Raw genomic sequence first — 21,687 nt, forward strand, 5'->3', positions numbered from 1 at the left:
CCCGCGAGCTGCCGAAGCGAGGCCACCATGCACGCGCACCCTTTCCACCCCCACATCACCTTGACCGACGTCTCCCACGGCTACGGAGACCGCCTCCTCCTCGACCGCGTCAACCTCGTCATCGGCGACGGCGAGCGGATCGCCGTGGTCGGCGAGAACGGCGCCGGAAAGTCCACACTCCTACGCCTTCTCGCAGGCCAGGAGATCCCGGACGCGGGCAAGGTCGGCGTCCACGGCCGAACGTCCCGGCTCGCCCAGACCCCTGAGGGCAGCGCGACCATCGAAGGCCTCCTCGAGGCCCTGAGCCTCGACGACGAGGGCGACGACGCGCGCGTCCGCGCCGAGATCGCTCTCGAGCGGCTGCGCGTCGGGCATCTCGTGCGCGGTTCCGCAGACCGTCCCCTGGCAATGTACTCGGGCGGCGAGGCCGAGCGCGTGGCCCTGGCCCTCGCGCTCGCGGACCCGGCGCCGGTCCTGCTCCTCGACGAGCCCACGAACCATCTCGACGCCGACGCAGTCGCCTGGCTCGAGGCCGAGCTCGCGTCGCGGCCCGGGATCGTCGTGGCCGTTTCGCATGACCGCGATTTCCTCGGGCGCTTCGCCCGCGTGATCCTCGAGGTCGACGCCGACCGGCAGAGCGTGCGCCGCTACGGCGACGGGTACGCGGGGTACCGCGCCGCGAAGGCCCGCGAGCGGCGGGAATGGGAGCGGGCGTACCTCGAGTGGGTCGCTGCGAAGGACCGCGAGCGCGAGAAGGCGGCCGCCGTCGCTGGCCGCGTCGCGTACGGGCGGATGACGGACAAGGACAAGTCGGGGTTCAACTACTTCGGCCAGCGTGTGAGCGCGGCGGTCGAGAGCCAGACCCGGTCCGCGCGGGAGCGGCTGCGCCGGCTCGAGGCCGCGCCGGTCATGCCGCCGCCGAGGCCGCTTCACCTTGCCGTGGCCTTCGAGGCCGACGGCGGCGCGGGCGTCAGCCTTCGCGGAGCCTCGGTGCCGGGCCGGCTCCGCGCGGTGGACCTCGACGTGCCGCCGGGCGGGCGGCTCGCCGTCACCGGTCCGAACGGGGCCGGCAAGACGACCCTGCTCGGAGTCCTCGCCGGGCGAGTGCCCTTCGAGGGCGTCGCCAAGGTGAGTGCGCCCGGAGGCGAGGACGACGGCGAGCCCAGGGCCGCCGTCGTCGGCCTCCTCCCACAGGAGCTCGCGGCGCCGAAGGACCCGCACGCCCGCCTGCTTGCGGCTTACGCGTGCGGCCTCCCCGGCGACCTCGACGAGCATGCGGAGCGGCTCCTGCATCTGGGACTGTTCCGCGTGGGGGACTTCTTCGTCCCGGTCGGGTCACTTTCGGCGGGACAGTACCGCCGGCTCGCGCTCGCGCGGCTGCTGTCGGGGACGCCGGACGTGCTCCTGCTCGACGAGCCGAGCAATCACCTCGCCCCGCTGCTCGTAGGGGAACTCGAGGAAGCGCTCGAGCGCTATCGGGGAACCCTCGTGGTCACGAGTCACGACACTGCGCTGCTGCGCTGGTTCTCCGGGATTGGCGGGGACGAGCTACGGCTGGAGCGAGGAGAGGTCGAGCGTGTACAGCAGCACCACTGAGAGCAGGTTCTTCAGGGCGTGCAGGGACACGCTGAACGCAAGGTTGTTGCCGGTCCACGCATAGGCGAAGACGAGGACGCCGCCGAGCCCCACATACGGGGCGAGGGCCTGCAGCGTGAAGGCGTCGCTGCTGAGGAGGTGCAGCGAGGCGAACAGGATCACCGAGAGGGCATAGCAGAACCACTTGTTCACGTAGAGGCTCAGCTTGCCGATCATGAGGTGGCGGAAGATGAACTCCTCGACGAACGGCCCCAGGACCACGAGCAGCGGTGCCGTGAGCCACCACGGGACGCCGCGAGCAAGGCCCTCGATGCTCTCCTGGTTCTGCGACACCTGGATCCCGCCCGAGAGCGCGACGAGGATGGCCGTGACCACGAGCATCGCGATGAGCAGGAGCGGCAGGATCCCGATGGTGAACCAGGGCCGCGTTCCGAGGATCCGCACATCGCGTGCGAAGTAGGCTCTGGCGGCGATTGCCGCGACGATGAACACCGCTCCGTACACGGCGAGATTCAGCAGATAGGCCCCGGCGAGTGGGTTCGCGTGGAGCCAGGCCAGACGGTCTAACGGGAGCAGGATCGCCGCGAGCGGGAGCAGGACATAGAGGACGACGGCGAGCGTGTCCGTTCCCGTGAACCGACCGAAACGTCGGCCGGGGGCGGGATCACCGGGCCGGCGCCCGGGAGCGTGGGGCATTGAGTCGACAGTGCGCATTTGCGGGTGGAACGAGCGGAAGGGCGTTCGCGTTCCGGCTTCGCGGGTAAGGCATGGGTGATCGAGGAGGAGTCGATGGCGGGAACGGACCGGATTGCGGAGCCCTGGGGGGCCAGACGCCCCTACGGGCCGGGGGAGACTTGGCCGGAGCGCGTCGACACCCATCTCGCGGAGGGTGTGAGCCCCGAGGACGTCGACCGCTGGGTGCAGACCGCGTCGCTCCTGCACTCGAACGGCGACGCCATGGACATCGCCGTGAAGGACGGGCGCATCGTCGGGGTTCGGGGACGCGCCGCCGACCGCGTCAATCATGGGCGCCTCGGGGTGAAGGACCTCTACGGGTGGCAGGCCAACTCCGCGCCGGACCGACTGACGCGGCCCCTCATCCGAGAGGGAGGACGTCTGGTTGAGACGGACTGGGACACCGCGATGAACCGGATTGTGCAGCGCACGCAGGAGCTCCTCGAGGAGCAGGGCCCGAGCGCGATCGGCTTCTACACCACCGGCCAGCTCTTCGCAGAGGAGTACTACACGCTTGGGGTCGTGGCCCACGGAGGTCTGGGGACGAACCACGTCGATGGCAACACCCGCCTCTGCACCGCCACGGCTGCCGCGGCGCTCAAGGCATCGTTCGCGAGCGACGGGCAGCCGGGCTCCTACACCGACGTCGATCACGCCGACGTGATCGCGCTCTACGGGCACAACGTCGCCGAGACCCAGAGCGTGCTGTGGATGCGGATGCTGGACCGGCTCGCAGGGCCGAACCCGCCGAAGATCATCTGCGTGGATCCGCGGCCCACGGAGGTCGCCCGCCACGCCGCACTGCACTTGGCCCCGCTGCCGGGCACCAATGTGGCCCTCATGAACGGGCTCCTCCACGAGATCGTCGCCAACGACTGGGTCGATCACGCCTACATCGAGGCCCACACCGTGGGGTTCGAGGAGCTGGCGAAGCGAGTCCAGGACTACCCGCCGGAGGTAGTGGCCGAGATCTGCGACGTGCCCGCAGACCAGATCCGCGAGGCGGCCTCGATCCTGGGGCACGCGGAGCGACTGCTCTCGACCGTGCTGCAGGGCTTCTACCAGTCGAATCAGGCCACGGCCGCGGCCGTCCAGGTGAACAACATCAACATCATCAGGGGCATGCTCGGCAAACCGGGATGCGGCATCCTTCAGATGAATGGGCAGCCTACCGCCGAGAACACGCGCGAATGTGGAGCCGACGGCGATATGCCCGCCTTCCGCAATTGGACCAATGACGCGCACGTCAAGGACCTCGCGAAGGTGTGGAACGTCGATCCGATGGACATCCCGCACTACTCGCCGCCGACCCACGTCATGCAGATGATGCGCTACGCCGAGGACGGCTCGATCAGGATGCTCTGGGTCAGCGGCACGAACCCGGCGGTCTCGCTGCCCGAGCTCCCCAGGATCCGGTCGATCCTGCAGCAGGAGCGGCTGTTCCTCGTGGTCCAGGACATCTTCCTGTCCGAGACGGCCCAGCTCGCCGACGTCGTCCTGCCTGCGGCAACGTGGGGCGAGAAGACGGGGACGTTCACGAACGTCGACCGCACCGTGCACCTCTCTGAAAAGGCCGTCGACCCGCCGGGGGAGGCCAAGGCCGACCTCGAGATCTTCATCGACTACGCCCACCGCCTGGGACTCAAGGACAAGGACGGCGAGCCGCTCGTGAAATGGCACGACGCCGAGTCGGCGTTCGAGGCCTGGAAGGAATGCAGCCGGGGAAGGCCCTGTGATTACACGGGCCTCACCTTCGAGAAGCTGCGCGGAGGCTCGGGGATCCAGTGGCCGTGCAACGACGAGCACCCAGACGGGACCGAGCGCCTGTACGAAGACGGGAAATTCTTCAGTGCCCCCGACTACTGCGAGAGCTACGGCCGCGATCTGGTGACGGGCGCGCCACTCGACGAGACCGAGTACAAGGCACTGAATCCCAGCGGGAAGGCCATCCTGAAGGCTGCAGCCTACGTTCCCGCCCACGAGCTCCCGAGCGAGGACTTCCCCTTCATCCTCATCACCGGGCGCACGCTGTATCACTTCCACACCCGCACGAAGACCGGAAGGACGCCCGAGCTGCAGGCTGCCGCCCCCGACGTGTGGGTGGAGATCTCGGAAGCCGACGCCGCCGTCGTCGGCATTTCGGAAGGCGACCTCCTCGAGGTGGCGAGCCCCCGCGGCTCCCTGCAGGCGAAGGCCCGGATCACCCGAATTCGCAAGGGCGTCGTGTTCGTTCCATTCCACTACGGGTATTGGGACACCGAGGGTGGGCATGAGCCCGACGGCGCAGGGCGCGCGGCGAACGAGCTCACCATCACCGACTGGGACGCCTGCTCGAAGCAGCCCATCTTCAAGACGGCCGCGGTGAGCGTCAAGCGGACGACGGGAGGGATCCGATGAAGATCGGGCTGGCCCTTGAGGAGCTCCACCGCTCGGAGGCTGAGCTTGCACGCGAGCTGCTTAAGATCTCTGAGCGTCACAAGGTGGACCACGAAGTCTTCCATCTCGCGCGAGACCTCGCGGGGTGGTCGCAGCGCCACGTCCGCGAGATCGCGGAGATCGCCAAGCACTACGGGCAGGATCTGGATCCGGACGCCGGCACGAAGCGCGGCCCTGTCGATGCCCTTGTGGAGAAGGGCAGCGAGTTGGCGGGGCACCTCAAGTCCCCGGGGCTCCTGCTCCTGCGGGATGTCCGAGAGGTGTACATCAAGGCGGCTGGCGTTTCCGTGGACTGGGAGCTCCTCGCCCAAGCGGCTCAGGGGATCAAGCACAAGGACCTGCTCGACCTGGCCAAGAGGAACCACCCGGACACCCTGCGCCAGATGCGCTGGGCGAACAGCAAGCTCAAGGAGAGCGCAACCCAGATTCTTGTCAGTTAGCCAAACCCCACGGAAGGACACCGGTCTCATGGCTGAAACACCAGAACACAAGGGGCTTCCCCTGCCCGACTACGACCACATCCCCCTCGCGACGCTGCCGTCCCGGATCCACGGCCTGGATGCCTCGGCACTCGAGGAACTGCTCGCTTTCGAGGAGGCGCACGGCAACCGGCTTCCGGTCCGGCAAGTGCTGCAGCAGCGGCTCGACGACGTGCGCGGAGGGGCCGAGCCCAGCGGCGGCGTGCCTGAGGATCTCCCCGAGAAGTCGTCGGCGAGCGGGCAGTCCCCGGTTTCCCCGGAGACCGCCGGCCCGAAGATCAACCCGCCGTCGCAGGGCGTGCCGACGAACCCGGCCCAGCCGCGTCACTGAGCCCGGGGTCTCCGTCTCTGGACAGACGGTTCTGTCTACTCCTAGTGTCGAGGGATAGGCGCGGCCCGAGTTCGAGCCGCGCGGACCTCGGGGCGGGAGGGCTCGGCTGAGTCGGCCGGGTCTTCAAACGCAGTCGGACCTCATTGGGACAGGCCGGCCGAGCGCTTCTTCTCGGTTCTTCGCCTCGCCCCAGTGAGGAGCAGTTCCTCTTGACACTCACACCTATCTCGGGCCCGGCAGAAGCCAGGGCGGTCTTGGACCGAGCAGGCCCCTGCACGCTTGCGCGGGCACGGGCGGCGGGGGAACTCGCGGTCGCGTACCTGGGCGTGACGGACGCCTTGACCCTCCGCTACCGCCGCCCGGCTCGCGCCCCAGGGGGCCTGCGCCACGCCGCTCGGCTGGGTCTGGTCAAGGCCCTCCACGGCTACTGTGCGGAACGTGGGCCCGCCTGATCCTGACTCCTGCCCCACTGCCAATCCCGGGTTGCGGGTTGACCCCAGTCATGCGACGGGTAATCTTTATAGAACGAACGGTCGGTAAGTGCTTGTAGTCTTCGACGCTCCGACCGGAACCCAACGCATAAGGATGTGCTCATGGCTGAGGCCTTTCTGATCGGCGGCGCGCGGACTCCGGTGGGCCGGTATGGCGGCGCTCTTTCCTCGGTCCGCCCGGATGACCTGGCGGCGCTGACCGTGAAGGCCGCGGTGGAGCGTGCCGGGATCGATCCGTCCGCGGTGGACGAGGTGATCCTGGGCAACGCGAACGGGGCAGGCGAGGAGAACCGGAACGTGGCGCGGATGGCCTGGCTGCTGGCCGGCTACCCGGACTCCGTCCCGGGGATCACCGTGAACAGACTGTGCGCCTCGGGCCTGTCCGCGATCATCATGGCCTCGCACATGGTCAAGGCCGGCGCCGCGGACCTCGTGGTTGCCGGCGGGGTGGAGTCGATGTCCCGGGCGCCGTGGGTGATGGAGAAGCCGTCGACGGCGTTCGCGAAGCCGGGGGCCGTGTTCGACACCTCGATCGGGTGGCGGTTCACGAACCCGGCCTTCCTCTCCGGGGAGCTCTCGCGGGACGGGAAGGCGACGTACTCGATGCCGGAGACGGCCGAGGAGGTCGCCCGGGTGTTCGAGACCACCCGGGAGGACTGCGACGCGTTCGCGGTGCGCTCGCACGAGCGGGCGATCGCGGCGATCGAGGCGGGGCGGCTCGCGGAGGAGATCGTGCCCGTCACGGTCACCGGCAAGAAGGGCGCCCAGACTGTGGTGGACACGGACGAGGGCCCGCGGCCGGGGACCACGATGGAGGTCCTCGCGAAGCTGCGCCCCGTGGTCAAGGGGGGCTCGGTCGTGACGGCGGGCAACGCGTCCTCGCTGAACGACGGGGCCTCGGCGATCGTGGTGGCCTCGGAGTCGGCGGTGGAGCGGTTCGGGCTGGCGCCGCGGGCGCGGATCCTGGACGGGGCCTCGGCCGGGGTCGCGCCGGAGATCATGGGCATGGGCCCGGTCCCGGCGACCCGGAAGGTGCTCGAGCGCACCGGCCTCTCGGTGGCCGATCTGGGGGCGGTGGAGCTGAACGAGGCCTTCGCCTCCCAGTCCCTGGCGGTGATGCGGGAGCTCAAGCTCGAAGAGGAGATGGTCAATGCCGACGGGGGCGCGATCGCCCTGGGCCATCCGCTGGGTTCCTCGGGGTCCCGGCTCGTGGTGACGCTGCTGGGCCGGATGGAGCGCGAGCTCACCGGGGCAGGCCGGAAGCTGGGCCTGGCGACAATGTGCGTCGGCGTGGGGCAGGGCACCGCGCTGATCGTGGAGGGCGTGTGATGGGCCTGGACGCGTCCGGGTTCACCACCCTGAGGGTCGATGAGCGCACGGACCGCCTCCACGTTCGGCTCCACCGCCCCGAGGTGCGCAATGCGATCGATGCGGCGATGGTCGAGGAGCTGCACGCCGTGTGCGCGCACCTCGAGGCCGACCCCAAGATCCTCATCGTCTCGGGTACGCCAACTGACACCGGTGCGGGCGTGAAGGGGATCTTCGCCTCGGGGGCCGACATCGCCCAGCTGCGCGAACGCCGTCGTGATGACGCCCTGGCCGGGATCAACTCGACCGTCTTCGACCGCATCGCCAAGCTGCCCATGCCCGTGATCGCCGCCCTGGACGGGTACGCACTCGGCGGGGGCGCCGAGCTGGCGTACGCGGCCGACTTCCGGATCGGCACCGAGTCGCTGCGTCTGGGGAACCCCGAGACCGGGCTGGGGATCATGGCCGCCGCCGGGGCGACCTGGCGGCTCCGCGAGCTCGTCGGGGAGCCCTTGGCGAAGCAGATCCTGCTCGCAGGCCGGGTCCTGACCGGGCAGGAGTGCCTTGCCGCCGGCCTGGTCAGCGAGCTGGTCGAGCCGGAGAAGCTGCTCGCGGCCGCGGATGCCCTAGCTGACCGGATCGCGGCCCAGGACCCGCTCGCGGTGCGGATTTCCAAGGCCGTCTTCCACGCCCCGCGCGAGGCGCACCCCGTGATCGACACCCTGGCCCAGGGGATCCTGTTCGAGTCCCAGGCCAAGTTCGACCGCATGCAGGCATTCCTGGACAGAAAGAAGAAGTAGATGGGCACCATCAATCTGGCCGAGGGCCTTCCCGCGCACGTCGGAGTGCTCGGGGGCGGCCGCATGGGCGCCGGGATCGCGCACGCGTTCCTGATGAAGGGCGCCAAGGTCCTGGTCGTCGAGCGCGACGAGCAGTCCGCAGAAGCCGCGAGGGAGCGAGTCGAGGCCTCCGTGGCGAAGTCGATCGAGCGGGGGGCCTCGGAGGGGAATCTCGATGAGGTCCTCCAGTCCTTCGCCACGAGCGTGGACTACGCCGACTTTGCCCTGTGCGACCTCGTCGTCGAGGCCGTCCCCGAGGACCCGACCCTGAAGGCCACGGCCCTGGCCGCCGTCGAACGGGAGATCTCCCCGCACGCGCATCTGGCCACCAACACCTCCTCGCTGTCGGTCAGCGAGCTCGCCGCCTCGCTCGCGCGGCCGGAGCAGTTCCTCGGCCTCCACTTCTTCAACCCCGTTCCCGCTTCCACCCTCATCGAGGTCGTCATCGCGGAACAGACCTCCCAGGAGACCGCCGACGCCGCCCGCGGCTGGGTGGCAGCGCTGGATAAGACCGCCGTCGTCGTCAAGGACGCTCCCGGCTTCGCCTCCTCCCGCCTCGGGGTCGCGATCGCGCTGGAGGCCATGCGCATGGTCGAGGAGGGCGTCGCGAGCGCCGAGGACATCGACAACGCGATGGTCCTGGGCTACAAGCACCCCACCGGCCCGCTCAAGACGACCGACATCGTGGGCCTCGACGTCCGGCTCGGCATCGCCGAGTACCTCCACAAGACCCTCGGCGAGCGCTTCGCGCCCCCGCAGATCCTCCGCGACAAGGTCGCCAACGGCGAACTCGGCCGCAAGACGGGCAAGGGCTTCTACGACTGGGCGTAGGGTCGGGGCATGAGTGAGACGACACCTCAGCACGACGACGGCGCCGTCCACTGGGAGGGCGCCGTCAACGCGCGTCGAGTGCTCGGCTCCGTCTACCGCATGGGCCGCAGCGAGTGGCTCACCGAGCGCGGATGGCGGCAGATGCACGACGACGGCGTAAGCACCGTCATCGACCTCCGGAACCCGGGCGAGCGGCGGCGGAGGCCCACCGATCCGGAGGTGCCGGCCGAGGCCATGGAGGGCATCGCCGTCGTCAATGCCCCGACGGAGGATCCCGAGCACCCCGAACTCGCCGACCTGTTCGCCCGACAAGTGCCTCCGTATCTCAACCACCCGAACGGCTATGCCGGGGTGGTCCGCCTCTTCCCCGAGAGGATCGCGGCGGTGTTCCGGGCGATCGCCGAGGCGCCCCGGGGCGTCGTGGTTCACTGCTCGGCGGGCCGGGACCGCACGGGGATCATCGTCACGCTGCTGCTTCAGCTCGCCGACCCTGCGGTCGCCCAGGAGAAGGCCGCGGCCCAGTACGAGGCGAGCGTGCGGAGCATCAACGAGTGGCACCGGATCAGCCCGGTCAAGCACCCCTACGAGAGCTATCAGGAAGAGGCCGAGCTCGAGCCGATCCTCGCCGAGCGGCAGGCCGCGCTCGCGGAGTTCGGCGCGGGCATCAACGCCGAGGAGTACCTTCTCGAGCACGGCCTCAGTCGGGATGAGCTCGAACGGGTGAGGGCGAAGCTCCGGGCTGAGCCCGAAGCCCCCACGCCGCCTCAGCGCACGAACGGCCTGACGGCGGGGACGTAGCCGAGGGCGTAGCCAGCGGCTGTCGGGTGGAATGAGGCTGGGTCGTTGGGGGTGAACCCGTGGATCCAAGGCGATGGCGACCCGAGCCCGTGCCCCAGGAAGGCAAGGGTGACGTCTGTATAGGAAGCGCCGCTCGTCAGGGCGGTCACCGCGATCGTGGAGTTGAGCAGGGCGGTGGCTCCGTTGATCTGGGCGGCCACGGGCTGCAGGGCGGGCGGCAGGCCGGAGACCGTGAACAGCAGCGGGTAGCCGGTGAATGTGATGTGCGCGCTGGGCGCCTTCGCCCGGACGGCGGCGATGGTCGCGCGGAGCTTGGCAGGCAGCTGGGGGAGCAGCACGAAGACCGCGGTGTGGAGGGCGTCGGAGCAGGACGCCGAGGCGGGGTCGGACGTGCAGGCGAAGACGACTGGGGCGTCCCCGACGTCGTTCGCGCCGACCGTGATCGTCACGTTCCGGACCCCCGCAGGGACCAGCGGTGCCTGCCGGGAGATGACGTCCGCGGTGGTCGCTCCGTAGCACGCGAGGTTCGCGTCCGCGCCGAGGAGGGCGGGGTAGGAACCGGGCGTCTGGAGACAGTCGTTGAGGTAGGTCCCGCCGCCCGTACCCGCCGCGATCGAGTCGCCGAGCGCAAGGTACGACGGCGGGGTGGCGGCTTGCGCTGGCAGGGTGGCACCAGCGACGAGGCCGAGGGCTGCGAGGACGGCGAGCAGCATGCGGATGACGCGCGAGGATCGGGGCTGGGAGTCGATCATGCCGCTCAGGGTAGGCCTGCTGGGCCGGTGGGACTAGGTCTCGAAGCGCGAGCCGTGTATTCTATTGCCATTACCGAACGGCCGGTCAGTAATTAGGCTCTCCAAGCGCCGGCCGTCCCGAGTCCCGCATCGGAAGGAACCGTCGACGATGACCACTGCCGCGGCACAATCCATCCAGACCACGATCGTCCCGAGTTATGTTCTCGACGCCTGGTGGACTCCAGAAGGCGCGGCAGGAAAGGCCGCCGAAGTCCGCGACGCGAGCACCGGCGAGCTCCTCGCCTCGGTGAGCACCGAGGGGCTGGATCTGGCCGCCGTCGTGTGCCACGGCCGCACTGTGGGGCAGGCGGGCCTCGGCAAGCTCACGATCCACGAGCGCGCGCTCAAGCTCAAGGAACTCGCCCAGTTCCTCAACGGCCACCGGGACGAGATCTACGAGCTCTCCTACAAGACCGGCGCCACGAAGCTCGACTCGATGGTCGACGTCGACGGCGGCATCGGCGTCCTCTTCACCTTCGGTTCGAAGGGGCGCCGCGAGCTCCCCAACAGCCAGGTCATCGTCGAAGGTCCGCTCGAGACGCTCTCGCGGGACGGCTCGTTTGTGGGCGAGCACATCTACTCGCGCATTCCCGGCGTCGCCGTGCAGATCAACGCGTTCAACTTCCCCGTGTGGGGGATGCTCGAGAAGTTCGCCCCCGCGTTCGTGGCGGGCGTCCCGACAATCGTCAAGCCCGCGACACCTACTGGCTACGTGACCGAGGCCGTCGTTCGGCTCATGATCGAGTCCGGCATCCTGCCGGCCGGCTCTCTCCAGCTCATCTCCGGCTCGGCGCGGACCCTCCTCGACGAGCTCGACTACCGGGACATGGTGTCCTTCACGGGGTCGGCGTCCACCGCCAACCTGCTCAAGTCCCACCCGAACGTGGTCCACGGGGGTGTGCGCTTCACTTCTGAGACCGACTCGCTCAACGCTGCGATCCTCGGCCCCGACGCGGGTCCGGGCACCCCCGAGTTCGACGCATTCATCCGCTCCGTGGTCACCGAGATGACGGTCAAGGCCGGCCAGAAGTGCACCGCGATCCGCCGCACGATCGTGCCGCAGGGCATGGTGGACGACGTCGTTGCCGCCATCGGCGCGCGCGTCACCGACAAGGTGGTCCTCGGGGATCCCCGCGTGGAGGGCGTGACGATGGGCGCTCTCGCCTCGGTCGGCCAGCTCAACGACGTCCGGGACGCCGTCGAGTCTCTCGTCGCGGCCGGCGGCCGGATCGCGTGGGGCTCGCTCGAGGCGCCGGAGGTCGTGACGTCGGGCGGGGCCAAGGCCGCCGTGCCGGACGGCGCGTTCATGTCGCCCGTGGTGCTCACGTGGGATGACGTCCGCGCCCCCGCGCTCCACGGCACGGAGGCCTTCGGCCCGGTGTCCTCAGTGGTGGGCTACTCATCGGTGGAGGAAGCGGTCGAGCTCGCCGCCCTCGGCTCGGGCTCGCTCGTCGCGACGGTCTGCACCAACGATCCGGAGACCGCGCAGGCCCTCACCCTCGGCATCGCGTCCCACCACGGCCGCGTGCTCGTGCTCAACCGCGAAGACGCGCGCACGTCCACGGGCCATGGATCGCCTGTCCCGCACCTCGTCCATGGCGGCCCGGGCCGCGCAGGCGGCGGGGAGGAGCTCGGCGGGATCCGCTCCGTCAAGCACCACATGCAGCGCACCGCGATCCAGGGCTCGCCCAACATGCTCACGGCAGTGACGGGCGTGTGGCACAAGGGCGCAGACCGCCATCTGGCGGATCCGGCAGACCCGAACACCCACCCGTTCCGCAAGTCCCTCGCGGAGCTGCGCATCGGCGACGCCGTGCGCTCGGAGCTGCGCCAGGTCACGCTCGACGACATCGCCCATTTCGCGAATGAGACCGGCGACACGTTCTACGCCCACACGAATGAGGAGGCCGCGGCAGCGAACCCGTTCTTCCCGGGCATCGTCGCACACGGCTACCTGCTGGTGAGCTGGGCGGCGGGGCTTTTCGTCTCGCCCGAGCCGGGGCCCGTGCTGGCGAACTACGGGCTCGAGAACCTCCGCTTCCTCACCCCGGTCCCGGCGGGGGACTCCATCCGCGTGACGCTGACCGCGAAGCAGATCACTCCGCGAGTCACGGATGAATATGGCGAGGTCTGCTGGGACGCGGTGATCGAAAACCAGAATGACGAAATTGTCGCCACCTACGACGTACTGACTCTCGTCGCCAAGGAGTGGCACGCCTAAAATGGGTGCCGTCAGTTCACCCTCCTGGAGGTGCCCCAATGAATCTGGCGACGCGACCGGCAACAACAATCCTCACCGTGTCCGACGAGGCACGTGCGAAGGATTTCTACCAGGGAGCGCTGGGGCTCCCCGTCCGCGGCAAGGACCCGACCGGAATGATGATCTTCGGTCTGGACGGAACCGCATCGCTGGGCCTGATGGTCGATCCAAACTCGGTCCACTCAGGCCACACCGCCATCACGTTCGAGGTTGACGACCTCGACACCACGATGAGCGAACTCGAAGGGCACGGTGTGCGTTTCGAGGATTACGATCTCCCCGATCTCAAGACGGATGAGCATCATGTCTACACCATGGGCGACGAGCGCGCCTCGTGGTTCGCGGACCCCGATGGCAACATCATCTGCCTGCATCAGGGCGGGGCGATCGAATACAACATGTAGTCCGGAATCAAGGACGACGACGGAGGGCCGGGCCGAGCGCCCGGCCCTCCTCTGCGTCAAGCCCGCGAGAGGATGACTCCGCTCCGCGGCAGAGCCGGAATGCGCCGGAGATCGATCGTCAGGTCCTGGGCGGGCGCGCGGAGCCAATCCTGCTGGGCAAGGAGCCGAGCGCACGCCTTGATGAGCTCGATGGTGGCAGCCTCTCCCGGGCACCGATGCCCGCGTTCGATGTCCCCGCCGCCCTGCGGGATCAGGGTGTTGGGGTGCGGGGTCCACCCGCGGAATCTCTCGGGGTCGAAGCTCTCCGGGTCCCGCCAGGCTCGGGGATCGTGGTTGGTCCCGTACAGGTCCAGAAGGATCCACTGCCCGGCATTGATCGCCTCACCGTTCCACTCGAACCCGGTCTTCGCCGTGCCGCCCACGAGGGGAAAGAACGGGAAGTACCGCCGCACCTCTTGGGAGAACACCAGAAGGTCCTCGTCCGAGCCCTGAGCCAGACGGGAGGCCCACACGGGGAAGCGGATCATCGCGACGGCCGCAAACGTCATGAAGCGCCCCACCGCCACGGTCGGGCGCAGCAGATTCAGGAGTTCGAGGGCAGCGACCTCCTCCGGGAGCAGCTCGCCCTCCTCGTCGCGGTGGAGGGCGAACGCCTCGGCGATCGTCCGGGCAGACTCAGGCACGCCTGCGGACGACTCCCTGAGGCCGCGGACCTGCTCCGCCGCCCACTCCTCCGTGGTGCGCCGCCGTCGTCGTGCGATCCAATTAGGAGGCCCGAAGCTCGCGGCACGGTCGATCATGAGCCCGAACTCCCGGCTGCGGCGCGCGGCGGTCGCGCCGTCGACCTCCAAGCCCACCCAGCGGCACGCAGCGACGGTGAGGGCCCGCCGCACCTCGTCGTGGAGGACCACGCGGGACCGTTCCTTCCACCCGCCGATCATCCGGGCCAGCTCATCGCCGAAGATCGTGGCGAGCCGAGACGATTCCCCGGGCCCGAGGTGCTCTACGAAGAGCCGTTTCCGGTGGCGATGGGCGGAGCCGGTCAGCGACTGGACGCTGCCCTCGTCCTGGAGCAGGTGCTGGGCCGATCGCGGCATCGCCGAACGTCTGCCCACTCTGTCCTCGTCATAGAACATGGCCGCGGCCTCGGCACCGCGGACGCAGAGCGCCGGGCGGAGCATGACCCGGGTGCGGAACGCGTCGGCGCCGAGCTCGTCGCAGTGGGCGGAGATGAAGGTGTAGCCCTCACGAAGGAAGGCGACCGTGCTGTCCGGCACGCGGGGGAGCATGTGCGGTGCCTACTTCGTGGACGGCTGAAGAGTAGGACTCGCGGAGACCGACTCCGTGGAGCCTCCCGAAGCCGGCCGGCTTCCGGTCGGCGAGGACGTCATCATCGAGCCGTCTGGGGACACCACGTACCACACCCCGCCGACGCCTTGGCCGTTCGCCTTCCCGGGCGAAGTGTCCTTCGCGTAGTAGTAGATGGGCAGGCCGTTGAGGGTGACCTGCTTGCTGCCGTCCGCGGCCGTGATGCTGCCCACCTTGGCCGTGATGCCCTGGAGCTGAGGGGTCTGGTCGCTCGTCACGGCGGGCCACAGCGTGGCGCAGCCTCCGAGGCACGCGCTCTTCGACTCTCCCTGGTTGTCCAAGGTGTAGAAGTAGACGGGCATCCCGTTCGCGTCCACCACGATCGTCTGGCCGTTGACCGTCGCAGTCTTGAGGCTCGATGTCGCCTTCGACGACGCGTTGGGCTGTTCGCCGCCGGGTCCGTAGCCGCTGGCCGAGGCTGCCGGGGCCGACGACTCGGGGTGCTGGGAGCTGGGGCTGCTGCCGCCGCACCCGGCCAGCGCAAGGGCCAGCAGTGGGGCGCATGCGGCAAGGACAAGGGGCCTCCGATGCTGATGCATGATCGTCTTCTACCCTCATCCCGGCTCTCTACCCCGATCACGGATGAGGCTACGATCCCTCCATGACTGAGGATGCCCTCGCCGAACCTCTGCCCCTGCACCGGCACCTCCAGCCGATCCTCGGACAGGCGCCGGAGCCACGGGATTGGCGGAGCGGTCCCCGGTGGTGGTGGAGCGGGGCCCTCGACGTCGAGGGGCTCGCCCTCGGTTCGATGGGAGCGCTCATCGCGTCGCTCGACGCCCTCGCCCCGTCGCCCGAGGGCGGTAGCCGAGCGTCGACGCGGTCCGAGCTCCTTGCCGCGTCCTTCGACTCGGTCCGGCATCTGCGCATCGATGGCAAGGCTCCCGACGTCTGGGCCCCGATGTCCGGCTTCCGCCCGACCGCCGACGGCTGGGTCCGCCTCCACGCCAATTATCCGCACCACGCTGCGCGGCTGCTTGAGGGGCTCGGGATCGCCGATGCCTCCCAGCTTGATGCGGCCCTCCGCGAGCGTTCGGCACTCGACGTGGAAGCCGACGTCCGGCGGGCCGGGGGAGTCGCTGCAGCCGTCAGGTCCCCCGAGGAGTGGTCGTCCTCGCCGATGGGGAAGGCGGCTGCGTCCCAGCCATGGATGGACGTGGCGCTCGCAGAGGAAGCTGCCAAACCACCGCTCGAGGATTCGGGAGCCCTTCCCCTCGCCGGCGTGCGCGTCCTCGATCTCACCCGGGTGATCGCCGGACCGAGCGCCACACGCCTTCTGGGAGCCCTCGGCGCGGACGTCCTCCGCATCGACCCGCCCCGGTACCCGGAGCTCCTCGACGCCCATCTGGACGCGGACTTCGCCAAGCGGAGCGCCGCGGTCGACCTCGCCGACGGCGACCAGCTCGCGCAGGTGCGCGAACTCGCCGCGGCCGCCGACGTCGTCGTGCTCGGCTATCGAGCGGCAGCCCTCGCCCGATTCGGGCTCGATCCCGCCTCGCTCCGCGCGGACCAACCGCAGCTCGCGGTTGTCTCCCTCAACGCGTGGGGCCGCGGCGGGCCGTGGGCAGACGCGCGCGGCTTCGACAGCATCGTCCAGGCGGCCTGCGGGATCGCGCGGATCTACGGCTCGGAGCACGACGGCGTATGGCGGCCGGGTGCGCTGCCGGTCCAAGCGCTCGACTACGCGACGGGCCTCGGGATCGCCGCCGCCGCGGTGGCCCTGCTGGCCGCCCGTCGCCGTGGGGTCACGGGCAGCGCCCACCTTTCCCTCGCCGCCACGGCGCACGAGCTGCTCGCGGCCCCGCCGCCCTCCGGCGCCGAGGCGAGGTCGTTGCCGGTGCCACGCCGGCAGGCCAAGAGCCCCCACGGGATCTTGGACTACGTCCCGCCGCCACTGCTCCTGGAGGGGGAACAGGTCGAATACCCGCACGCGCCGGAGCGTTACGGGTCGGCGTCGCTCGAGTGGCTCTGATGGCTCGAATGGCTCGAATGGGCTCGAATGGCTCTATTGGTCAGCTCCGAGTTCGCCGGAGCCAGCCGTCGATCCACCACGCCAGCTCCACGAGCACGATGCCCACGCCGGCGCACGCGAGCGCGGTGAGGGTGTAGCCCGGGTGGCTCGGGTCGAGTTCGAACAGCTGCCGCGTGAGCGGGAGCGCGAACATCGCGAACGAGGCGGCCATCATGACCGCCACCAGCCCGACCTTCCACCATTCGTACGGCCGCGCCACGATCGCGAGCACCCACAGCGCGATCGCGATCAGCGTGATGAGCGCGGACGTGCTGGCCTGCACCTGGGTGGGGCCGCCGTCGGCCGTGGATGCGCGGACCAGGAGGTAGCTCGTGAAGCATGCCACGGCGATCACGATGCCTGCCGGGATCGCCATGCGGAGGACGCGCCCCACGAAGCCGGGGCGGGCGCGGTCGTGGTTGGGCGCGAGGGACAGGATGAAGGCGGGGAGCCCGATCGTGAACCAGCCGGTGATGGTGACGTGGCGGGGGAGGAACGGGAAGGGGAGCGGGTCCAAGCCGATCAGGCCCGGAACGCCCACCATGAGCGCGAGGAGCACCGAGTAGACGGTCTTGGTGAGGAACAGGTTCGCCACCCGCTCGATGTTGCCGATCACGCGCCGGCCTTCGGCGACGACGTGCGGCAGGGTGGCGAAGCTGTTGTCGAGGAGGACGATCTGGGCAACGGCGCGGGTCGCGGGGCTTCCGTCCCCCATGGCCACGCCGATGTCCGCGTCCTTGAGCGCGAGGACGTCGTTGACCCCGTCGCCGGTCATCGCCACGGTGTGACCGCGGGACTGGAGCGCCTTCACCATCTCGCGCTTCTGCGCGGGGCTCACACGCCCGAACACCGTTCCGCGGTCGACCACCCCGGCGAGCTGCTCGCCGTCATCGGGCAGCGTGCGAGCGTCCACGGGGGCGCCGGCTCCGGGGAGAGCGAGCTGCCGAGCGACCGCGCCGACCGACGCCGCGTTGTCGCCGGAGATGACCTTGACCGCGACCTTCTGCGCTTCGAAGTAGTCGAGCGTCGCGGCGGCGTCGTGGCGCACCGTCTGCTCGAGAACCACGAGCGCTGCCGGCGCGACGGCTGCTGTCGGCTCGAGCAGGCCGTCCGCGCGCGCAAGGAGGAGCACGCGCAGTCCCTGGGCTCCCAGCTCCTCGGCCGTCTGGCGCTCCGGTGAGTCGGGCCTGAGAAGGACATCGGGGGCTCCGAGGAGCCATGTGCCGTGCTCCTCGAAGCGGGCGCCGCCGAACTTCCGGGCGGAGGAGAACGGGAGCGTCTCGAGGGCATGCCAGCCGGGGGAGTCGGGGAAGGCCGCCGCGATGGCCTGCATGCTGGAATTGGGGCGGGGATCTGCGGCAGCCAACGCGGCGAGGGCCCGCGTCGCTTGGTGGGCTGCGCCGTCGTCGGCCGTCCCTGGGGCGAGCCGTACCTCGGCGACGTCCATCGCGTTCTCAGTGAGCGTCCCTGTCTTGTCCGCGCACACGACGTCGACGCGCGCCAGGCCCTCGATTGCAGGGAGCTCGTTGACCAGGCAGCTTCGCCGGCCCAGACGGACCACGCCGACTGCGAAGGCGATCGTGGTCATGAGAACCAGCCCTTCGGGGACCATCGGGACCAAGGCGGCAACCATGCCGCGCAGGGCGTCCGGAAGGGCTTGGCGCCCGGTGAGCTGGTTGTAGACGGAGAGGATCCCGGCCGGGATGAGGAGCCACGTGATGACTTTGAGGATCGTGTTGATCCCGTTGCGCAGCTCCGAGTTGACGAGAGTGAAGCGGCTCGCCTCCTCCTGGAGCTGCGCGGCGTACGCCTCGCGCCCGACCTTCGTGGCCCGGTACAGGCCCGAGCCGGAGGAGACGAAGCTGCCCGAGAGGACGGTCGCGCCGGGCGTCTTCACCACCGGGTCGGACTCGCCTGTGAGGAGGGATTCGTCGACTTCGAGCCCATCGCCCGCGAGGACCTCGCCGTCGACGACCACCTGGTCGCCGGGGCCCAGCTCGATCACGTCGTCGAGCACGATCTCCGCTGGCGCGGTCGGGGTCGTCACGCCATCCCGCCGCACGTGGGGGTGGGCTTGGCCGACGATCGCCAGTCGGTCGAGGGTCTTCTTGGCACGGAGCTCCTGGACGATGCCGACGATGCTGTTGGCCACGATGAGCCCCGCGAAGAGCCCGTCCAGGAGATGCCCGGTCGAAAAGACGATGACTGCGAGCACGGCGAAGATCGCGTTGATGCGCGTGAAGACGTTCGCCCGCACGATGTCCCACGTGCTCCGGCTTGCGCGCGCAGGTACGTCGTTGGTCAGCCCCTCGGCAACCCGCCGGGCCACCTCTTCGGCGCTCAGGCCGCGAGCGGACACGGCGGAACCGGTCCCCACCTCATTCCCCATGGATCAACAGTAGGGCCCCCGCTCGTTCGGCGCTCACGCGCGGTTCTTGAAGTGCCGGAAGAGGTGGCTTTCTCGGCCATCACCAGCGCCGTGTCGAGCGTCGGGCGGAAAAGGACGACGCCGGCGATCGCCACTGCGGCGAACGCGCCCAGAGCCGCTGCCGACGCCCAGAGAAGCGACTCTGCTGCGACGATGATGACAAGTCCTGCATCCATAGGAAGACCCGCAGCCCGACGGGATCAACGGATCTGCGGGCCTCCTGGCTTCTTCCTTCGGGCACTGCAGGTCCCCCTCCCGCTGAGTGACATTGGCGTACTGATCCGAGGCGATCTCAGTGGTAGCGGCGGACGGTATTGGGGCAGGTTGTCCAGTCGGTCACGCGACGGCGGTTGCATCGAAATCCCGTCCGAAACTCTCAGGGGGAAGCATTGAAGACACTTAAAGCCGGCGCGATCTGCATTGGCGCGCCTCGCGGTACACGGACCTCGGCGGCTATAACCATGCCTTCAACTACGGGACCAGGACGGCAAACTGGAGGGTCACTAGCGGTGGGAACATCCTGACGGTGAGCGACTGGTGCGGAGGGAATGTGACGGCCGCCCATGTCTGAACCTGCCGGGGCTGAGGTCGCGCGCGCCCTCGACGCAATTCCAGTTCGCGCGTCTCGCCAGATGACCGTCACCGAGTATCAGCTCCGCGTGGCCGAGGTCCTCAGGCTTTTCGACATCGAAGCGGTGGGCGACGAGACGGGCGTGTACTACGGGGGCGAGGGCGTTGAGCTGGAAGAACAGCCTCTAGTCGATGCCGTCCGCATACTGATTGCGAGACGATTCGGCATCCCGGAACTATTGGCAATTTGAGCTAGCGGCTCGGCTAGCGTCAGATGCACCGTCATACGCTCGCGCGCGAAGCGGTCGAGCCAGCTCGAGGGGATTTCTTCGGCCATGGGTGGGCATTGGTCGCTGCGTGCAGGAATGGTGCGATCGGGGCCGCCTGTGCGGACGAGAGCGGGCCAGTTCTGCCCGCGACGCTGAGCCGGCCGCCGTCGTCGACCAACGGCAGAAGTTAGGCGGGCGCCCAGCACTCGATCCACAACGGACCGCCCGAGGTTGCGGCCCGCGAGGCAAGCGTCAGCTCGCCGTCGTCCTCGATCCGATACGCCGTCACGTGGTCGGAGCGCTCTCCGCACACGAGGAGGAACTGTCCTGACGGGTCGATGGAGGAGCCGCGCGGCTGAGCTTCCGTGGAGGTGCGTCGGAGATATTCGAGAAGGCCGTTGTCACGGACGGCGAACGCGGAGATCGTGCTCGTGGAGCGTTCGGTCGTGAACAGGAACCGTCCGTCAGACGTGAGGCGCAGATCCGCGCACCAGACGACGCTCTGCCCCGGGTCCTGGGTGCTCGGGGATCGGACCGTGCCTCGCGAGAGATCGAGGCCCTCTACGGCGGAAACGGTCTGGAGAAGCGCGAGCCGCCCGGTCTCGGCGTCGCGCTCGAAGACTCTGACATCGCCCGAAAGCTCGTGCAAGACGTAGACGCGGTCTCCGGAGTCGTTGAACCGCAAGTGCCGCGGGCCCGCGCCATGCTCGACCGTGACATGCCCGTCTGGGGCGATGGCGTCGTCGTCCACCGTGCTCGTCTGGGGTCCGTCGACTCTGAACCAGCTGATCCGGTCGTCGCCGAGCGACGCCGCGTACACGAAACGCCCGTCGGGGCTGAGGACGGAACAATGCGTGTTCGTTCCCGAGGCATAGGTGGAGACTCTGTCCGCGGAGTCGCCGGGAACAGCAAAGCGGATGAGGCGGCCCTCGTGATAGGAGGCGCCGAAGAGCTCGCGCCCGTCGGAGGTGAGGGCGATGTAGCACGTGGTGACGGGAAGTTCCCTCTCGGCCCCAGCTGTCGCGGCCCCCGAGGGGTCGAGAGCGAGGGCGACGACGCGGGGCGGCACGTGGGGAGCCGGCCGGTCAATGTTGCAGGCGGCGTAGAGCGTGGGCCGCTTCCCGTCGAGGGCCATCGATGAGACGTGGTCGAGGCCTTCGGTTCGCCCCAGGCGCTCGAGCGCGCCGCTGTCAGGGTCGAGAGACAGGACATCGACCGTGCCGCTCGCGGCGCATGCAACGTAGATCAGGGACCGGGACACGTTCACACTCCTGAGCTGAAGCGGCGGCCGGCGGGCGGCGGCCCACGGCGCAACGGGGGGTTATTGGGCGTCGTGGTCGGTTTCGAGGACGGTGACGAGGTGGTCGAGGGCTTGGTCGGCGCCGGGGCCGTCGGCGCGGAGGATGACTTTCTGGCCGTATTCGGCGCCCAGTGACATGAGGGAGAGGATGCTGGAGGCGTCCATGGCCTCGTCTTCGGGTTCTCCTTCTTTGGCGATGGTGACTTCGATGCCGGTGTTGGCGGCGGCTTCGGCGAAGATCGCGGCGGGGCGGGCGTGGAGTCCGACGCGGGATCCGATGGTGGCGGTGCGTTCTGCCATGGGGTGTGTGTTCCTTTCTCAGAGGCCGAGGTCGGCCAGGACGGGCAGGGCTGATCTGACGCTCTCGCGGGCGGCGTGGGCGGAGGGGGCGGCCAGGGCCTGGGCGGCGAGGTCCTGGGCCTGGGCGATGGTGATGGTGGAG

At 69.3% G+C, this 21,687-nt stretch carries 20 protein-coding genes; 13 read left to right on the forward strand and 7 right to left on the reverse strand.

Annotated features, from left to right (window positions below; translation table 11 throughout):
• Nucleotides 1-27 precede the first annotated feature (27 nt).
• On the forward strand, nucleotides 28-1,596 hold the full coding sequence (locus E5679_RS08325; protein WP_138414646.1) for an ATP-binding cassette domain-containing protein: 1,569 nt from the start codon (nucleotides 28-30) through the stop codon (nucleotides 1,594-1,596).
• Here the strand turns inward: E5679_RS08325 and E5679_RS08330 are convergent.
• Entirely contained in the window at nucleotides 1,549-2,292 is a 744-nt protein-coding gene (locus E5679_RS08330; protein WP_138414648.1) for a CPBP family intramembrane glutamic endopeptidase, read from the reverse strand. The two genes, E5679_RS08325 and E5679_RS08330, sit on opposite strands and share 48 nt — an antisense overlap.
• A 93-nt stretch (nucleotides 2,293-2,385) precedes the next feature.
• Between E5679_RS08330 and E5679_RS08335 the strand changes: the two genes are divergently transcribed.
• The 8 genes from E5679_RS08335 (at nucleotide 2,386) to E5679_RS08370 (ending at nucleotide 9,844) form a co-directional block, all read left to right on the forward strand.
• Nucleotides 2,386-4,728 carry a molybdopterin oxidoreductase family protein gene (locus E5679_RS08335; RefSeq protein ID WP_138414650.1) on the forward strand — a complete coding sequence of 781 codons (2,343 nt, stop codon included), beginning with the start codon at nucleotides 2,386-2,388 and terminating at the stop codon, nucleotides 4,726-4,728.
• Nucleotides 4,725-5,207 (forward strand): hypothetical protein, encoded by a 483-nt coding sequence (locus E5679_RS08340; RefSeq protein ID WP_138414653.1) that lies wholly within the window; start codon nucleotides 4,725-4,727, stop codon nucleotides 5,205-5,207. The genes E5679_RS08335 and E5679_RS08340 overlap by 4 nt, the downstream gene beginning before the upstream one ends.
• A gap of 28 nt (nucleotides 5,208-5,235) precedes the next feature.
• The gene (locus E5679_RS08345) at nucleotides 5,236-5,577 is read left to right on the forward strand and encodes a DUF8129 domain-containing protein (protein WP_138414655.1); all 342 of its coding nucleotides are present in this window, start codon (nucleotides 5,236-5,238) and stop codon (nucleotides 5,575-5,577) included.
• A gap of 209 nt (nucleotides 5,578-5,786) precedes the next feature.
• On the forward strand, nucleotides 5,787-6,029 hold the full coding sequence (locus E5679_RS08350) for a hypothetical protein (RefSeq protein ID WP_138414657.1): 243 nt from the start codon (nucleotides 5,787-5,789) through the stop codon (nucleotides 6,027-6,029).
• 141 nt (nucleotides 6,030-6,170) lie between these two features.
• Complete coding sequence (locus E5679_RS08355; protein ID WP_138414659.1) at nucleotides 6,171-7,397, forward strand: acetyl-CoA C-acyltransferase; 1,227 nt, start codon at nucleotides 6,171-6,173, stop codon at nucleotides 7,395-7,397.
• Entirely contained in the window at nucleotides 7,397-8,176 is a 780-nt protein-coding gene (locus tag E5679_RS08360) for an enoyl-CoA hydratase/isomerase family protein (RefSeq protein ID WP_138414662.1), read from the forward strand. The genes E5679_RS08355 and E5679_RS08360 overlap by 1 nt, the downstream gene beginning before the upstream one ends.
• Nucleotides 8,177-9,046 carry a 3-hydroxyacyl-CoA dehydrogenase family protein gene (locus E5679_RS08365; protein ID WP_138414664.1) on the forward strand — a complete coding sequence of 290 codons (870 nt, stop codon included), beginning with the start codon at nucleotides 8,177-8,179 and terminating at the stop codon, nucleotides 9,044-9,046.
• Between the two features lie 9 nt (nucleotides 9,047-9,055).
• On the forward strand, nucleotides 9,056-9,844 hold the full coding sequence (locus tag E5679_RS08370) for a tyrosine-protein phosphatase (RefSeq protein WP_138414666.1): 789 nt from the start codon (nucleotides 9,056-9,058) through the stop codon (nucleotides 9,842-9,844).
• On the opposite strand, the gene E5679_RS08375 is transcribed toward E5679_RS08370, so the two are convergent.
• Entirely contained in the window at nucleotides 9,811-10,596 is a 786-nt protein-coding gene (locus E5679_RS08375) for an SGNH/GDSL hydrolase family protein (RefSeq protein WP_138414668.1), read from the reverse strand. The genes E5679_RS08370 and E5679_RS08375 overlap by 34 nt on opposite strands.
• Before the next feature lie 148 nt (nucleotides 10,597-10,744).
• Here E5679_RS08375 and paaZ point away from each other — a divergent pair, with 148 nt between their 5' ends.
• Together paaZ and E5679_RS08385 are read left to right on the forward strand one after the other, a co-directional pair.
• Complete coding sequence (paaZ, locus tag E5679_RS08380; RefSeq protein ID WP_138414670.1) at nucleotides 10,745-12,856, forward strand: phenylacetic acid degradation bifunctional protein PaaZ; 2,112 nt, start codon at nucleotides 10,745-10,747, stop codon at nucleotides 12,854-12,856.
• Nucleotides 12,857-12,933: 77 nt separating this feature from the next.
• Nucleotides 12,934-13,299 (forward strand): VOC family protein, encoded by a 366-nt coding sequence (locus E5679_RS08385; RefSeq protein WP_249336020.1) that lies wholly within the window; start codon nucleotides 12,934-12,936, stop codon nucleotides 13,297-13,299.
• A 56-nt stretch (nucleotides 13,300-13,355) separates the two neighbouring features.
• Here E5679_RS08385 and E5679_RS08390 read toward each other — a convergent pair whose 3' ends face one another.
• Nucleotides 13,356-14,588: a cytochrome P450 gene (locus E5679_RS08390; protein ID WP_249336021.1), complete on the reverse strand. Its 1,233-nt coding sequence runs from the start codon at nucleotides 14,586-14,588 to the stop codon at nucleotides 13,356-13,358.
• A 9-nt stretch (nucleotides 14,589-14,597) separates the two neighbouring features.
• On the reverse strand, nucleotides 14,598-15,206 hold the full coding sequence (locus E5679_RS08395) for a COG4315 family predicted lipoprotein (protein ID WP_138414674.1): 609 nt from the start codon (nucleotides 15,204-15,206) through the stop codon (nucleotides 14,598-14,600).
• A 62-nt stretch (nucleotides 15,207-15,268) separates the two neighbouring features.
• On the opposite strand from E5679_RS08395, the gene E5679_RS08400 reads away from it, so the two are divergent.
• Nucleotides 15,269-16,639, forward strand: coding sequence for a CoA transferase (locus tag E5679_RS08400; RefSeq protein WP_138414676.1), 1,371 nt, complete (start codon nucleotides 15,269-15,271; stop codon nucleotides 16,637-16,639).
• Between the two features lie 40 nt (nucleotides 16,640-16,679).
• Here the strand turns inward: E5679_RS08400 and E5679_RS08405 are convergent, their stop codons facing one another.
• On the reverse strand, nucleotides 16,680-19,067 hold the full coding sequence (locus E5679_RS08405) for an HAD-IC family P-type ATPase (RefSeq protein ID WP_138414678.1): 2,388 nt from the start codon (nucleotides 19,065-19,067) through the stop codon (nucleotides 16,680-16,682).
• A 671-nt stretch (nucleotides 19,068-19,738) separates the two neighbouring features.
• Between E5679_RS08405 and E5679_RS08410 the strand changes: the two genes are divergently transcribed.
• Nucleotides 19,739-19,927, forward strand: coding sequence for a hypothetical protein (locus E5679_RS08410; protein WP_138414680.1), 189 nt, complete (start codon nucleotides 19,739-19,741; stop codon nucleotides 19,925-19,927).
• A gap of 205 nt (nucleotides 19,928-20,132) precedes the next feature.
• On the opposite strand, the gene E5679_RS08415 is transcribed toward E5679_RS08410, so the two are convergent.
• Together E5679_RS08415 and E5679_RS08420 are read right to left on the reverse strand one after the other, a co-directional pair.
• Nucleotides 20,133-21,206, reverse strand: a complete 1,074-nt coding sequence (locus E5679_RS08415; RefSeq protein ID WP_171042293.1) for a lactonase family protein — start codon at nucleotides 21,204-21,206, stop codon at nucleotides 20,133-20,135.
• A gap of 60 nt (nucleotides 21,207-21,266) precedes the next feature.
• Nucleotides 21,267-21,545 carry an HPr family phosphocarrier protein gene (locus E5679_RS08420; protein ID WP_138414684.1) on the reverse strand — a complete coding sequence of 93 codons (279 nt, stop codon included), beginning with the start codon at nucleotides 21,543-21,545 and terminating at the stop codon, nucleotides 21,267-21,269.
• Between the last annotated feature and the right edge of the window lie 142 nt (nucleotides 21,546-21,687).

It is taken from the genome of Sinomonas gamaensis, assembly GCF_005876955.1.
Taxonomy (GTDB): Bacteria; Actinomycetota; Actinomycetes; order Actinomycetales; family Micrococcaceae; genus Sinomonas; species Sinomonas gamaensis.

Coding starts and splice junctions, on each gene's coding strand:
- E5679_RS08360 (WP_138414662.1), top strand. CDS start 7,397: ATGGGCCTGGACGCGTCCGGGTTCACCACCCTGAGGGTCGATGAGCGC.
- E5679_RS08365 (WP_138414664.1), top strand. CDS start 8,177: ATGGGCACCATCAATCTGGCCGAGGGCCTTCCCGCGCACGTCGGAGTG.
- E5679_RS08325 (WP_138414646.1), top strand. CDS start 28: ATGCACGCGCACCCTTTCCACCCCCACATCACCTTGACCGACGTCTCC.
- E5679_RS08335 (WP_138414650.1), top strand. CDS start 2,386: ATGGCGGGAACGGACCGGATTGCGGAGCCCTGGGGGGCCAGACGCCCC.
- E5679_RS08370 (WP_138414666.1), top strand. CDS start 9,056: ATGAGTGAGACGACACCTCAGCACGACGACGGCGCCGTCCACTGGGAG.
- E5679_RS08330 (WP_138414648.1), bottom strand. CDS start 2,292: ATGCCCCACGCTCCCGGGCGCCGGCCCGGTGATCCCGCCCCCGGCCGA.
- E5679_RS08405 (WP_138414678.1), bottom strand. CDS start 19,067: ATGGGGAATGAGGTGGGGACCGGTTCCGCCGTGTCCGCTCGCGGCCTG.
- E5679_RS08375 (WP_138414668.1), bottom strand. CDS start 10,596: ATGATCGACTCCCAGCCCCGATCCTCGCGCGTCATCCGCATGCTGCTC.
- E5679_RS08355 (WP_138414659.1), top strand. CDS start 6,171: ATGGCTGAGGCCTTTCTGATCGGCGGCGCGCGGACTCCGGTGGGCCGG.
- E5679_RS08390 (WP_249336021.1), bottom strand. CDS start 14,588: ATGCTCCCCCGCGTGCCGGACAGCACGGTCGCCTTCCTTCGTGAGGGC.
- E5679_RS08340 (WP_138414653.1), top strand. CDS start 4,725: ATGAAGATCGGGCTGGCCCTTGAGGAGCTCCACCGCTCGGAGGCTGAG.
- E5679_RS08395 (WP_138414674.1), bottom strand. CDS start 15,206: ATGCATCAGCATCGGAGGCCCCTTGTCCTTGCCGCATGCGCCCCACTG.
- E5679_RS08410 (WP_138414680.1), top strand. CDS start 19,739: ATGACCGTCACCGAGTATCAGCTCCGCGTGGCCGAGGTCCTCAGGCTT.
- E5679_RS08420 (WP_138414684.1), bottom strand. CDS start 21,545: ATGGCAGAACGCACCGCCACCATCGGATCCCGCGTCGGACTCCACGCC.
- E5679_RS08345 (WP_138414655.1), top strand. CDS start 5,236: ATGGCTGAAACACCAGAACACAAGGGGCTTCCCCTGCCCGACTACGAC.
- paaZ (WP_138414670.1), top strand. CDS start 10,745: ATGACCACTGCCGCGGCACAATCCATCCAGACCACGATCGTCCCGAGT.
- E5679_RS08400 (WP_138414676.1), top strand. CDS start 15,269: ATGACTGAGGATGCCCTCGCCGAACCTCTGCCCCTGCACCGGCACCTC.